At 64.0% G+C, this 13,741-nt stretch carries 14 protein-coding genes; 8 read left to right on the top strand and 6 right to left on the bottom strand.

Translation table 11 applies throughout. The annotated features are described in order from the left end of the window. The first annotated feature begins 98 nt into the window (after window positions 1-98). Window positions 99-857 carry an SDR family oxidoreductase gene (locus N8H22_RS06705; protein ID WP_264589856.1) on the top strand — a complete coding sequence of 253 codons (759 nt, stop codon included), beginning with the start codon at window positions 99-101 and terminating at the stop codon, window positions 855-857. An 85-nt stretch (window positions 858-942) separates the two neighbouring features. On the opposite strand, the gene N8H22_RS06700 is transcribed toward N8H22_RS06705, so the two are convergent. Beyond that, entirely contained in the window at window positions 943-1,947 is a 1,005-nt protein-coding gene (locus tag N8H22_RS06700) for a DUF481 domain-containing protein (RefSeq protein ID WP_264589855.1), read from the bottom strand. 148 nt (window positions 1,948-2,095) lie between these two features. On the opposite strand from N8H22_RS06700, the gene N8H22_RS06695 reads away from it, so the two are divergent. After that, window positions 2,096-2,455, top strand: coding sequence for an MGMT family protein (locus tag N8H22_RS06695; RefSeq protein ID WP_264589854.1), 360 nt, complete (start codon window positions 2,096-2,098; stop codon window positions 2,453-2,455). Between the two features lie 38 nt (window positions 2,456-2,493). Beyond that, the gene (locus N8H22_RS06690; RefSeq protein WP_264589853.1) at window positions 2,494-4,194 is read left to right on the top strand and encodes an AmpG family muropeptide MFS transporter; all 1,701 of its coding nucleotides are present in this window, start codon (window positions 2,494-2,496) and stop codon (window positions 4,192-4,194) included. Between the two features lie 47 nt (window positions 4,195-4,241). On the opposite strand, the gene N8H22_RS06685 is transcribed toward N8H22_RS06690, so the two are convergent. Continuing rightward, window positions 4,242-5,066, bottom strand: a complete 825-nt coding sequence (locus N8H22_RS06685; protein ID WP_264589852.1) for a mechanosensitive ion channel domain-containing protein — start codon at window positions 5,064-5,066, stop codon at window positions 4,242-4,244. Between the two features lie 82 nt (window positions 5,067-5,148). Next, window positions 5,149-5,628: a YajQ family cyclic di-GMP-binding protein gene (locus N8H22_RS06680; RefSeq protein ID WP_264589851.1), complete on the bottom strand. Its 480-nt coding sequence runs from the start codon at window positions 5,626-5,628 to the stop codon at window positions 5,149-5,151. A 158-nt stretch (window positions 5,629-5,786) separates the two neighbouring features. Here N8H22_RS06680 and N8H22_RS06675 point away from each other — a divergent pair, with 158 nt between their 5' ends. The 5 genes from N8H22_RS06675 to N8H22_RS06655 are packed head-to-tail and all read left to right on the top strand — an operon-like array spanning window position 5,787 to window position 11,343. After that, window positions 5,787-6,752 carry a response regulator gene (locus N8H22_RS06675; RefSeq protein ID WP_264589850.1) on the top strand — a complete coding sequence of 322 codons (966 nt, stop codon included), beginning with the start codon at window positions 5,787-5,789 and terminating at the stop codon, window positions 6,750-6,752. Window position 6,753: 1 nt separating this feature from the next. Continuing rightward, entirely contained in the window at window positions 6,754-7,665 is a 912-nt protein-coding gene (locus tag N8H22_RS06670; RefSeq protein ID WP_264589849.1) for a putative 2-dehydropantoate 2-reductase, read from the top strand. Between the two features lie 44 nt (window positions 7,666-7,709). Continuing rightward, entirely contained in the window at window positions 7,710-9,725 is a 2,016-nt protein-coding gene (locus N8H22_RS06665) for a HAMP domain-containing sensor histidine kinase (protein ID WP_264589848.1), read from the top strand. A gap of 15 nt (window positions 9,726-9,740) precedes the next feature. After that, entirely contained in the window at window positions 9,741-10,322 is a 582-nt protein-coding gene (locus N8H22_RS06660; protein WP_264589847.1) for a cob(I)yrinic acid a,c-diamide adenosyltransferase, read from the top strand. Then, on the top strand, window positions 10,315-11,343 hold the full coding sequence (locus tag N8H22_RS06655) for an ion transporter (protein ID WP_264589846.1): 1,029 nt from the start codon (window positions 10,315-10,317) through the stop codon (window positions 11,341-11,343). Before N8H22_RS06660 ends, N8H22_RS06655 begins: the two co-directional genes overlap by 8 nt. A 33-nt stretch (window positions 11,344-11,376) precedes the next feature. On the opposite strand, the gene N8H22_RS06650 is transcribed toward N8H22_RS06655, so the two are convergent. The 3 genes from N8H22_RS06650 to N8H22_RS06640 all read right to left on the bottom strand — a co-directional run. Next, window positions 11,377-12,156: an alpha/beta hydrolase gene (locus tag N8H22_RS06650; protein ID WP_264589845.1), complete on the bottom strand. Its 780-nt coding sequence runs from the start codon at window positions 12,154-12,156 to the stop codon at window positions 11,377-11,379. Next, window positions 12,143-13,270, bottom strand: a complete 1,128-nt coding sequence (locus N8H22_RS06645; protein WP_264589844.1) for a DUF3182 family protein — start codon at window positions 13,268-13,270, stop codon at window positions 12,143-12,145. The genes N8H22_RS06650 and N8H22_RS06645 overlap by 14 nt, the downstream gene beginning before the upstream one ends. Window positions 13,271-13,477: 207 nt before the next feature. Continuing rightward, window positions 13,478-13,741: FAD-dependent oxidoreductase (locus N8H22_RS06640; protein WP_264589843.1), on the bottom strand; the 264-nt coding region annotated here is incomplete at its 5' end.

The following is a 13,741-nucleotide window of genomic DNA, read 5'->3' as shown; positions in this document are numbered from 1 at the left end:
GGCTCCTCGCGAGGCGTTTTCGGATCGACGGGCGCCAGCATAACGATTTCCCCGACGGGCGTCGTTTCCCATAGCAGTACGACAACAAGGAGATGAGCATGCAGCTTCAAGACAAGGTCATCATCGTCACCGGTGGCGGCCAGGGCCTTGGCCGGGCGATGGGCGAATACCTGGCGAGCAAGGGTGCAAAGCTGGCATTGGTCGATCTGAACCAGGAGCGCCTGGACGAAGCCGTGGCAGCGTGCAAGACCGCAGGCGGCGAGGCACGCGCCTATCTGTGCAACGTCGCCAACGAGGAACAGGTGATCGCCATGGTTGCCCGCGTTGCCGAGGACTTCGGCGGTCTGCACGGCCTGGTGAACAACGCCGGCATCCTGCGTGACGGCCTGCTGCTCAAGGTCAAGGACGGCGAGATCAGCAAGATGAGCCTGGCGCAGTGGCAGGCGGTGATCGACGTCAACCTGACCGGCGTGTTCCTCTGCACCCGCGAGGTCGCCGCGAAGATGGTCGAGCTGAAGAGCGAAGGCGCGATCATCAACATCTCCTCGATCTCCCGCGCCGGCAACATGGGCCAGACCAACTACTCCGCGGCCAAGGCCGGGGTGGCCTCGGCCACCGTGGTCTGGGCCAAGGAGCTGGCGCGCTACGGCATTCGTGTCGCGGGCGTGGCGCCGGGCTTCATCGAGACGGAAATGGTCGCCAGCATGAAGCCCGAAGCGCTGGAGAAGATGACCTCTGGCATCCCGCTCAAGCGCATGGGCAAGCCGGCCGAGATCGCCCACTCGGTGGCCTACATCTTCGAGAATGACTATTACACCGGCCGCATCCTCGAACTGGATGGCGGCCTGCGCCTCTGATCCAGAACGCTGATGTCCATAAACGAAGAAGGGCAGCCCACGGGCTGCCCTTCTTATATACGACTCTTCTTATATATGACGCCCGTTACCAGCCGACCCCGAAACCGATGCTGTAGCGCGTCTCGTCCAGATTCTCGTCCGCACCGCTGATGATGTCCTTCTCGGCCTTCATGTTCAGCGAGGCCCAGTCGGTCACCTTGTACCGCAGGCCAAGTTCGGCATCCAGCGCATAGTCGGCGACGCCCTCCAGCGGCTTGCCCAGCTCGCCGCTGCTGAACAGTTCGAAGGTCTTGCCCACCAGGTAGCGGTTGTAGTCCCACTTCAGCGCGGCCAGGTAGAAGTTCTCCTTGGAACCGTCGGCAAACTCGTAGTCACTGCGGTTGATCAGCCCGGCCAGCGAAAACGCGCCCAGCTCGTTGTCCCAGAATTGATAACCCGGACCGGTACCGATGGTGCGCTGGCGACGCACGTCTTCGATCTGGTCGCGCTTGTAGCTGAGGCGCCCCTGCCAAAACCAGTGTTCGTCGAGGAAACGGTCGAGGGCGTATTCGGCATCCCAGTTGTCGGTGACGGTCACGCCATCGCGGTACTCGCGGTTGTAGTTGCCCGTGCCGTTGTGCCGCCAAAGGCCATGCCGCGCCTTGGTATCGAAGGACACGTCGTAGTCGTCGGTATCGGTTTCGGCACGCTTGTAGTCCATCGCCACATCGACGTTGCCCTTCCAGGTGAGATCCTGGATCAGCGGCTTGGGATGGATGATCTGCGAAATGCTCGCCAGCTCAACGGTGCGTGGTGCAGCGCCGTTGATCAAGGTGACCTTGCCCTCCTCGGCCGCCTGCAGCGCTTGCGCCACCTCACCGGTCACATCGTTCTGCTTGACCAGCAGCTTCTGATCGCTCTCCAGCGTTGCGATCTGATTCCACTTCAAGGGGATGGAGCCGCCGTATGCGGTCTCGATGAGCAACTTGCCGCCATCGAGCACGCTGATCTTGCCGGTCAGGCGATCGCCGTTCTTTAGCCAGACGGTGTCGGCGAACGATGGCAGGGCGAAGGCGGAAAGGGTCACGCAAAGCAGGGTTCTGGACAACATAGGTGTGCTGAAAATCTGATCAGGGGCGGTTGAAAGGCTGGCATTATCCCTATGCGTCTAACTACAGCAAGCACAGACCGCCGAATGGGAATCTGGTTCATTTTCAACTGGCCAGCCGACCATCCCCACCACCTCGAGGAACGCCACGATGACCGAGCAACCGCCCCTGCTTGCGCCGGATGCCGATGCGCAAACCCGTCGCGCTGCCATCTATCTGGTGATGGCGCAGATACCGCCAGGCAAGGTCGTGAGCTACGGCGAACTGGCCGCCATGGCCGGTCTCGGACGAGCGGCGCGCTGGGTGGGCCGGGTGATGTCGCAACTACCGGATGACACCAGCCTGCCCTGGCACCGGGTAATTGCCGCCGGCGGCCGCCTCAGCCTGCCGGCCGGAACGCCAGCCGGTCACGAACAGCGGATGCGCCTGCGCGCCGAGGGCTTGACCATCATCAACGACCGCGTGGACGTGCGTCGCCACGGCTGGCATTCGACGGAGCACAGCGGTTAGAGTGCGCGCTTCGCCCACCCCGTACAGAAAGTCGATGTATGTCCCGTGAAACCTGGCGCGCTGCGCTAGCCGCCTACGCCAGTCCCGCCAGCCTGGCCCTGCTGCTGCTGGGCTTCGCCGCTGGTCTTCCCGCTGTTCTGGTGTTCTCCACGTTGTCAGTGTGGCTGCGTGAGGCGGGCGTCTCGCGGGAAACCATCGGTTTCGCCAGCTGGATCAGTCTGGCCTATGCATTCAAGTGGGTCTGGTCGCCGATGCTCGACCAGTGGCGGCTGCCGTGGATCGGCGCGCTCGGGCGGCGGCGCTCGTGGCTGGTGCTCTCGCAGGCACTGATCGCCCTCGGGCTGGTGGGCATGGCACTGTGCAATCCGCAGTACAACCTGACCATGCTGATTGCCTTGGCGGTGTTGGTGGCCTTTTCCTCCGCCACGCAGGATATCGCCATCGACGCCTACCGCCTGGAAATCGCCGAGGACAAGCTGCAAGCGACCCTGGCGGCGAGTTACATGACCGGCTATCGCATCGCCATGCTGCTGGCCAGCGCCGGCGCGTTGTTCCTCGCCGAGTGGCTGGGCTCCAGCAACCTGAACTACGACCAGACCGCCTGGAGCTTCACCTATCTCGCCTTCGCACTGCTGATCGTCCCCGGTCTGGTCACCAGCCTGGTGATCCATGAACCGGATGCCGGCACACCGCTGCCCAACGAGCCCGCGCGCTACAGCTTCAACCACCAGCTCGCCGCCGTCGGCCTGCTGCTGGTGCTGTTGATTTCCGTGCCAGCGATGATCAATGCGCTGATTGCCCAGGCGTGGCCGCGCGCAACGCTCTATGCGCTGTTCATCCTTGGTTCGATTTCGCCGATGGGCCGTTCGCTGCTGATACCGGTGCGCCACATCCTCCACCAGGCCGGACAGAAGCAGCGTCCGCCGCGCTTCGACTTCGTCCACCAGGCGGTTTCGGTGATCGTGCTGATCATCCTGATGGTGTCGACCACCGGCATGTTCCAGTCGTACTGGGGCGGTTACTGGCCACGGGGCACCATGTACCTGCTGATCTGCTGGGGCTGCCTGTCAGCGCGTGGGCGCATCCTGATGGGGCCGGTACTCACGCCGATCACCGATTTCATCCTGCGCTACCGCTGGCAGGCACTGCTGCTGCTCGGACTGATCGCCACCTACCGGATGTCGGACACGGTGATGGGCGTGATGGCCAACGTCTTCTACATCGACCAGGGCTTCTCCAAAGACCAGATCGCCAGTGTGAGCAAACTGTTCGGGCTGATAATGACCCTGCTCGGCGCCGCCTTCGGTGGCCTGCTGATCGTGCGCTTCAGCATCCTGCCGATCCTCTTCATCGGCGGCGTCGCCTCGGCGGCGACCAACCTGATGTTCATGCTGCTGGTGCAGATGGGCGCCAACCTGAACATGCTCATCGTCACCATTTCCTGCGACAACTTCAGCGGCGGGCTGGCTTCGACCGCCTTCGTCGCCTACCTGTCGAGCCTGACCAATCTGAAGTTCTCCGCCACCCAGTACGCCTTGCTCAGTTCACTGATGCTGCTGTTGCCGCGCCTGCTCGGCGGCTACTCGGGCGTCATGGTCGAACACCTGGGCTACAGCAATTTCTTCCTGGTCACCGCCCTGCTCGGCGTGCCGACGCTGGTGCTGATCGTCTGGCAATGGCGCCGCGGCCACCGCAAGGCGGATGACCCCGAGCGTGTCGTCGTCACCGAACGACCCTGAACGCAAAAAGCCGGCTTACGCCGGCTTTTTGCTGTGCTCGATGCCTGTCAGTTCTGCACCAGATGCACCACCCGCTGCGGGAAGGGAATACCTACGCCAGCCTCGGCCAGACGCTCCTTGGCCTGCTCCGTGAAGCTGAAGGTGACCGGCCAGAAGTCGCCATTCGCCACCCAGACGCGCAGCGACAGGTTCACCGCGTTGTCGCCCAGCCCGGTGACTACCACCATCGGCTCCGGCTCGCGCAGCACCCGCGGATCTTCGGCGATTTCCAGCAGGATCTTGCGTGCCAGCTTGATATCGCTGCTGTAGTCGATGCCGACATTGATATCCGCACGCCGCCGCGGCTCGCGCGAATAGTTGGTGATATGGCCATTGGACAGGCTGCCATTGGGCACCACCACCGTCTTGTTGTCCCCCGTCTTGAGCACCGTGTGGAAGATCTGGATGGAGTCCACCGTGCCGCTGACCCCCTGGGCCTCGATCCACTCGCCAACGCGGAACGGCCGGAACAGCAGGATCAATACGCCACCGGCGAAGTTAGCCAGACTGCCCTGTAGCGCCAGACCGATCGCCAGGCCGGCGGCGCCGATCGCGGCGATGAACGAGGTGGTTTCCACACCGATCATCGAAGCGACGCTGACCAGCAGCAGCACCTTGAACACGATACCCGCCAGGCTGCCGATGAAGCCGTGCAGCGTCGGGTCGACCTGACGCCTGCGTAGCAGCGCGCTGACCTTGTTGGTCAGCGCAGTGATCAGCCACCAGCCGATCAGCAGTGTGATCAGCGCCAGCAACACCTTGCTGCCGTATTGCAGGACGACCGGCAGCCAGGCCTCGGAGAGCTCGACCAGATAATCCACACTCATTTCCATAACGTCAGAAACTCCTCAAAAAAGCAGCGCCCGGATCTGGCCGGGCGCTCGAAACGACAAGACACGCCTGCACGTGGCGAAATCAGTCGCGGAAATTGTTGAACTGCAGCGGCATGCCGAAATCCTTGGCCCGCAGATGGGCGATGGCTTCCTGCAGGTCATCGCGTTTCTTGCCGGTCACCCGCACCTGCTCGCCCTGAATGGCGGCCTGCACCTTGAGCTTGGCGTCCTTGATATGGGCGACAATCTTCTTCGCCAACTCCTTGTCGATGCCTTCGCGCAGCACCACTTCCTGTTTGACGACCTTGCCCGACGGATAGGGATCCTTGAACTCCAGGCACTGGATATCGATCTTGCGCTTGACCAGGCTCAACTTGAGGATTTCGATCATCTGCTCCAATTGGAAATCGGCATCAGCCGTCAGCTGCACGGTCAGCTCCTTCTGCTCGAACGAGCCTTTGCCGCGCAGATCGTAACGACGATCCAGTTCCTTGATGGCGTTATCGATCGCGTTGGTGACTTCGTGTTTGTCCAGCTCGGACACCACGTCGAACGAGGGCATGGGGCTTCCTCCAGATGTTTAGCGCGACGGTGAGGACCGAGCCGCGCCTGGCTTGACGGTAAAAAAAGCGCGGTCATTATAACCGCTCGACGTGACAACGCCCGGTACTCCGGCAAAGCGTGACAGGACGTCCACTTCTCCATTGATTGAGCTTGCCCATGTCCAACCCTTCCCTCGGGATCCTGGTCGTCGATGACGCCAAATTCTCCAGCGTCATGATCGGCCGCGCACTGGCCAAGGCCGGCTATACCGATATCCGCTTCGCCAGCAGTGCCGACAACGCACTCGCACTGCTGGCCGAGCGCCCTGCCAATGTCCTGCTGGCCGACTGGCTGATGCCGGAAACCGACGGTTTGCAGCTCACCGCCAAGGTACGCCAGGAGGACGCCAAGAACGGCCATTACACCTACATCATCCTGCTCACTGGCCGGGAAGGCGTCGATGTGCTGGGCCACGCGTTCGACCACGGCGTCGACGACTTCATCAACAAGGCGACCATGCATGAGCAACTGTTGCCCCGGGTGCTCGCTGCCGAGCGCCTTTGCGGGTCATTGCAGCGCCTGAAGGAAGAGAATCGGCAGCTCGCCGAGAATGTCGCCACCCTCGAACAGCGCAATCTGGTGGACCCGCTCACCGGCCTGGGCAACGCGCGCTATCTGTGCCAGCGCCTCGGCTCCAGCCTGCGGCAGATGGAGAACCGTGACACCGCGCTCTGCTACCTGCACATCGGTCTGCCGGACGTACCTGCATTACGCGAACGCCATGGCCAAGCTTTCCATGAAGAGCTGATGTGCGCGGTGGCTACGCGACTGCGGCAACTGGTACGACCGCTGGATGTGCTGGCGCGGATGGACGACCTGCATTTCGGCGTGCTGGCGTTGGTCGACGACCTCGCCAGCTGCTCGCCGAGCAGCTTCAAGCGCCTGCACGAGGGCCTCAACCTCAAGGCGTTCAAGACCAGCGAGGGATTCATTTCGCTCAAGGCCGGCATCTGCCTGGTGACACTGGATGCCAGTGGTCTTCCACTCGATGCGCAGGCGATTCTCGACCGCGCCAGTGCACTGCTGCCCAGTTCCTACAGCACCGGGCGCATCGTCCCGCTGCGCGTGAAGCAGCCGGCCTGACATGACTTGGCACGTCCTTGGCGCCGGCAGTCTCGGCAGTCTCTGGGCCATCCGCCTGGCCCGCGCCGGCGACGCGGTGTGCCTGATTCTGCGCAACAGCACGCGGCTGAGCGCCTATCAGGCGGCTGGCGGGCTCCGCCTCCGTGAAGATGGCCAGCTCATCTTCCAGCCCATCCCGGCAGAACTGCCCGACGCAACGACGCCGATCCGGCGTCTGCTGGTTGCCTGCAAGGCCTATGATGTCGAGGCGGCCGTCGCCAGCGTGGCGTCACGCTTAGCGCCGCACTGCGACATCCTGTTGCTGCAGAACGGCCTTGGCAGCCAGCAGGCGGTGGCCGAGCGCTGGCCGCAGACACGCTGCATCTTCGTCTCCAGCACCGAAGGCGCCTACCGGCAAGGCGACTTCGACGTGGTCTTCGCCGGGCAAGGGCAGAACTGGCTGGGCGATCCACGTGACACCACCCCGCCCACGTGGCTCGGTGCGCTGGCTGCGGCGGGCATCGCGCACCAGTGGAGCGAAGACATCCTGGCGCGCCTGTGGCGCAAGCTCGCCCTGAACTGCGCCATCAATCCGCTGACCGTGCTGTACGACTGCCGCAACGGCGGACTGCTGGCCCACCGGACGGAAGTTCTCGCGCTGTGCGACGAACTCGGTGTACTGCTGCGTGTCAATGGCCAGCCCGACGCCGCCGTGGACCTGGCGCAGGACGTGCTGCGCGTCATCGAGGCGACGGCGACCAACTATTCGTCCATGTATCAGGATGTGGCCGCCGGGCGGCGTACCGAGGTGAGCTATCTGCTCGGCTACGCCTGTGCCAGCGCCGCACGGCTGGGCGTCGTGCTACCCGCGCTCACCGCCCTCAGGCAGCGCCTGGCCGACCACCTGAGCCATCGCGGATTGCCCACCGACTAAGGCACCGTTACCCTGCCTGGACCTTCCCGTCATCCGTAGCCGTCATGACCCTGCGCCAGCGCCTCGAAAACCTGCCGGTCGGCCGCAAATTGCTGATCGCCCTGCTCGTGCTGCTCGCCGCGGTACTGCTGGTTTCCAACCTGGCCTTCATCAGTGCCGCCTACTGGATCTCGCGGCAAAGCGTCGCGCCGCAGGCCATGCACACCATCGGCGAACTGTTCGCCACCGACGAGCTGAGTCAGGCCGCGCTGGCGTCCGCCGATTCCGCCGAGACGGTGTTGCGGCGCCTGGACAACTACGCGCCATTGCGCGCCGCGGTGATCTACGACGTCGACGGCAATCGCCTGGCGCAACTGCAGCGCGGCGACCGCCTGAAGCTGCCGGCACGACTCAACGACGTCGCCGCATGGCGGGCCGGGGAAATCCGCGCCAACCTGCTGGTCGAACTGCCGCAGCCCGGCGGCAGGCCCGGCCATCTGCTGATGGTCGCCAGCAGCGAGCTGCCCGGCGCCTTCTACACCGGAACGCTGACCGCCAGCATCGCCATCCTGTTGGCCAGCCTGCTGCTGTGGGTGCTGGTGGCGCGGCAGATCCGCCAACTGATCACACGGCCGATTCGCGACCTGGAGGCCTTGTCGCGCCAGGTGACGCGCGATGAGGACTATTCCCTGCGCGCCCTGCCGAAGAATCAGGACGAGATCGGTCGCCTGGCCGACGCCTTCAACACCATGCTGTCGCGCATGGAGGCGCGCGAACAACAGCTCAAGCGCGCCCGAGATGACGCCCAGGAAGCCTTCGACCATGCCCAGGGGCTGGCCGAGGAGACGCGCAATTCCAACCGCCGGCTGGAGCTGGAGGTGCAGGTGCGCAGCAAGATCGAGAAGAAGCTCACCGGCTTCCAGAACTACCTCAACAGCATCATCGACTCGATGCCCTCGGCACTCATTGCGCTGGACGAACAGCTCTACGTCACCCAGTGGAATCAGGAGGCCAGCGTGCTGTCCGGCACGCCACTGGACGAGGCGTTGAACCAGCCGGTGTTCATTGCCTTCGAGCCGCTCAAGCCGTTCCTCGAACAGATCCGCCACACCTCCGAGCGCCAGCAGGTGGAGAAGATCGAGCGCGTCACCTGGCGGCGCAACGACGAGTTGCGACACTACGCACTGACCTTCTATCCGCTGATGGGCGGGGGCGGCCGCGGCGTGGTAATCCGCATCGACGACATCACCCAGCGCATCAACATGGAAGAGATGATGGTGCAGTCGGAGAAGATGCTCTCGGTCGGCAGTCTGGCCGCCGGCATGGCTCACGAGATCAACAATCCGCTTGGCGCCATCCTGCACAACGCGCAGAACATCCGCCGCCGGCTTTCGGCCGATCTCGAGCGCAACCGCGAAGCGGCTGAGGAAACGGGGGTGAGCCTGGAGGCGGTGAATCTCTATCTGCAAAAACGCGAGGTGCCGCAGATGCTCGACGGCATCCAGCAGGCCGGCTCGCGCGCGGCGAAGATCGTCAGCCACATGCTCAACTTCAGCCGCATGAGCAACCGCCAACTGGCCGACTGCCAGCTGCCGATGCTGATCGACCAGGCGCTGGAGATCGCCGGCAACGACTTCGCCCTGATGGAAGGTTTCGATTTCAAGTCGATCGAGATCATTCGCGACTTCGATCCGCAGGTCGATCGCGTCCCCTGCATCGCCAACGAACTGGAACAGGTGCTGCTCAACCTGCTGAAGAACGCCGCCCAGGCAATCCATCAGAATCAGCGCGAGGAGCCCGGACGCATCATCCTGCGCACCCGGCTGAATCCACCGTGGGCCGAAATTCAGGTTGAGGACAACGGCGGCGGTATCCCGGAGTCCGTACGCAAGCGCATCTTCGAGCCGTTCTTCACCACCAAGGAAGTCGGCCAGGGAACCGGCCTGGGGCTTTCCGTCTCGTATTTCATCATTACCAACAATCACCAGGGGCAGATGGAGGTGCAGTGCCAGCCCGATCACGGCACGACTTTCACCCTGCGTCTGCCATTGAGCTCACCGGCCGAACCGGCGAGCGCATGATTCAAGGACTATTGCATGGGCAACCGACTGTCGAAGATCTACACCCGCACGGGCGATACAGGCGAAACCGGCCTGGGTGACGGGCGCCGAGTGACCAAGAACCATCCGCGCGTGGAGGCAATGGGCGAAGTCGACACGCTTAACAGCCAACTCGGTCTGCTGCTCGCCGAGCTGGCCGAAGCCCAGCTGCAGTGGCCGGATCTGGCCGAGCTGATACCCGTGCTCGCGCCCTGCCAGCATCGCCTGTTCGACCTCGGCGGGGAGCTGGCGATGCCCGAGTACCAGGCATTGCATGCGGCAGAAATCACCCGTCTGGAAGCCGCTATCGATCAGTGGAACGCCGAGCTTGGCCCGCTGAAGGAGTTCATCCTGCCCGGCGGCTCGCGACTGATTGCCCTGGCCCACCTGTGCCGCAGCATGGCGCGCACTGCCGAGCGGCGCTGCCAGCAGCTCAACGCCGACGAGCCATTGCGCGGCGAACTGCTGGGCTATCTGAATCGCCTGTCCGATCTGCTGTTCGTCGCCGCCCGCCTGATCGCGCGCCGCCAGGGTTGCGCCGAGGTGCTCTGGCAGGCCGCCGAGGCGCCGCATGCCTGAACGGCCGCTCGACCCGCGCGTGCGCACCCGCGAAGGTCTGCACGCTGCGTGGGAGGCGTGCATCGTCCTGCTGGTCTGCGTGAATCTCGCGCTGCTGCTGTTCGACAGTCTGTTCGTCCTGCAGCCGATCAATGACGCGCTCGCCCGCTGGCTGCCGCAACTGCACGCGCGCTACGCAGAGCATATTCATCGGAACTTCCAGTACATCGACCTGGGCTTCGTCAGCCTGTTCATCCTCGACGTACTGCTCGGCTGGACCGTGGCGCTGTTCGAGCGGCGCTATGCGCGCTGGTACTACTACCCGTTCGCCCACTGGTACGACGTGCTCGGCTGCATCCCCCTGGCGGGTTTGCGCTGGCTGCGGGTGCTGCGCATTGGCGCACTGTTGGTGCGCCTGCAGCGTCTGGGGCTGATCGACATGCGCAGCTGGGCGATCTACGGCGTGTTCAATCGCTACTACGTGCTGCTGATCGAGGAGCTGGCCGACCGCGTGATGGTGCGCCTGTTCGGTCGTCTGCAGCAGGAAATCGGTGCCAGCAACGATCTGTCCCGTCGGCTGATCGATGAGGTCGTGCGGCCGCGCAAACAGCGCCTGCTCAATGATCTGGCGCGCCGCCTGCAGAACATGCTGGAGGTAGGCTACCGGGACAATCGCGGCGCCATCGAGGGTTACCTCGACGGACTGATCCACCAGGCACTTGCCGACAACCCGGAACTACGCAAGCTGCGTCGATTACCGCTCGGCAGCCATCTCGGCGACAGCCTCGACCATGCCCTGCGCGACGTGGTCGCACGCCTGTTGCAGGGGGCCATCGATGGTCTGCGCGGCCCGCAGTTCCAGGCGCTGGCGCACAACCTGGCCGACGAATTCTTCGATGCCTGGCTGTACCAGGACGAAAGCACCGATCTGGCGTTGGAGGAAGTGCTGGTGGACATCATCGAGGTACTCAAGCAGCAGGTACTCGACCGCCGCTGGAGCCGCTTCGTCGGCCCGCCGCCAGCGCCGACGCCGCCGGAGTGAAACAGCCAATGTCGAGAGCGCGCGGCAGGCGACTTACGCTTCGTTGACCGCCTTGAAACCTTCTTGGGACTTCTCGTCGAGCCGCGCCCCGATGACCATCTCGGTAGCCCAATCGACCAGTATCGACGTGTATGCCTCCTGACAGCGGTCGCTGCTCAGCGCATGGTCGGCGCCGTCGATGATGCGGTGGGTCAGCGAGTGGGTACGCTGGAACGCCGCGCGATAACTCATGATGGTCTCGTGCGGGACATAGCTGTCTTCCTCCGACTCGACGATCAGTACATCGCCCTGGAATGCCGCACAGGCGGCCAGCGCCCGGTTCTCCTCGGCGAGCACGCGACGGCGGCGCAGGCGATTGAGCGTGTCGCGATCAAGCTGGCGCTTGGGCATGTCCCAGTCGTCGTCGCAGTAGAGCGCAGGCACGCGCAGCGCCAGCCATTTCACCGGCCGCAGCGCGGTGAGGATCGCCGCCAGATAGCCGCCATAACTGGTCCCGACCACGGCAATGGCTGCCGGGTCGATATGCGGGTGCGCCGCCAGCAGATCGTAGGCGGCCAGCAGGTCGTGCAGATTCTGCTCACGGGTCACGGTCTGCTGCTGTGCGGCCGTCTGCGCATGCCCGCGCAGATCGAACGACAGGCAGATGCAGCCAAGCCCGGCTATGCCGCGTGCACGCGTCAGGTCGCGCTGCTGACTGCCGCCCCAGCCATGCACGAAGAGCACCCCGGGCATCTTCTCCGGCGGCGTCAGGAAAGTACCGGCGATATGTTCGTCACCGACCAGGATGTCGACCGTCTCGCTATGGGTTGCCATAGTCCTCCACCATCACACACTTGGTTATGAAGCCCACCTCGGCGTCCTCGCCGCGGAACAGTACGGTCGCGCCATCCGGGGGCGTCTGCCGTTCTCCGTATAGCTCCAGCGACGATGCACGCACGACGGTGGCCGAAGCGTCCTGGCTGAAGCGCTCCAGCGCCGCGATCTCCGCGCTGCTGGCACCGCCGATGCGCCAGGATTGCTCCAGCACGCCAGAACAGGGCCGGCCACGCGCGTCGATGCCCTGAGCAATGTCGTAGTTGCGTCGCGAGGCGAAGAATTCCCGATAGCACGCGCTGGCCGCCTCGTCGTAGACCTGCGCCTGGGACACCGCAAGGCGCGTCGTCTCGTTCAGCTCAAGGGCCAGCAGTGCGTCGAAGCCGCCCCTGACCACCACCAGATCGGACCCGCCGTAGACCATCTCGCCGAGGTTATCGGCAGTCAGACGCTGAGTGCCGTGATAGCTCGCCAGCTGCCCGCCAACCCGTACCTGACCCACGCTGAACGTGGTCACGTGTTCCAGATTGCTCTCCAGCACCAACCCGAACTCTCTCAGCTCGTCCTGATCCAGCGCCAGCAGCGCCTGCTCCAGCTGCAGCGGGTTGTCGACGCGCTCCTGACCGCGACCGCCAGTTGCTCGCACCGGCTTGATACGCAGCGCGCCCTCGTTGAGCAGACGCCGTCCGGCATCGCGCGCATCATCGAGACTGAACACGCTGTAGCCAGTCAGCACACTGCCCTGGACCTGGGCACCAAACTCCCGTGACCAGCCGACCGGCGCTTCGGCATCGGGGCGCACCAGCGGATGGGTGATCGCCTTGGTGGCGATGAAACCCTGCGGTACCACACCGCCGAACAGATCGCGCTCGCTGCTCAGGCCCAGCCGCCGTGCATCCTCGAGCCCGACGATGGTGCCTGAGGGGATGACGTAGAACGTACCGGTGTGCTTACCCGTCGGATCATATTCACCGCCGAACACCATGCCCTGCAGCGCGGCGAGTCGCCTGGCCAGCTCGGCGTGGACGGTCTTTTCATGGGCGGGTTCGTTTGCGCGATTGGCGTAGGTCAGCACTTCCCCGCGGGAGGCTTGCGGCATATCCGCATTCATCATTCGTGGATAGCTCCATGGACTGCTCAGACATGTGCGCCAGCACACCATGCAGGCCCGCTGAGCGCTCGCTTCCACCGAGCCATTGCGGATCCGGTGTAAAGGGATAGACCGCAGAGGGCGCGCATCTATCCTTCGCCGATTCGACCGCCAGAACGAAAAAAGGGGAGCAGCCCTAGGACTGCTCCCCTCTTTCCTAACGACGCCCGGTCAGGCCGGCGCGGAGGTGCGGATCAGGTGATCGAAGGCACTCAGCGAGGCCTTGGCGCCTTCGCCGACGGCGATCACGATCTGCTTGTACGGCACCGTGGTCACGTCACCAGCAGCGAACACACCGGGGATGTTGGTCTGGCCCTTGGCGTCGACGATGATCTCGCCGAAGCGCGACAGCTCCAGTGTGCCCTTGAGCCATTCGCTGTTGGGCAGCAGGCCGATCTGCACGAAGATGCCTTCCAGCTCGACCTCGTGCACCTC

Source organism: Stutzerimonas sp. S1 (assembly GCF_025966695.1).
In the GTDB taxonomy this organism is placed as follows: domain Bacteria; phylum Pseudomonadota; class Gammaproteobacteria; order Pseudomonadales; family Pseudomonadaceae; genus Stutzerimonas.
The sequence above is the reverse complement of the archived record's forward strand: the minus strand, read 5'-3'. Positions and strand labels throughout refer to the sequence as shown.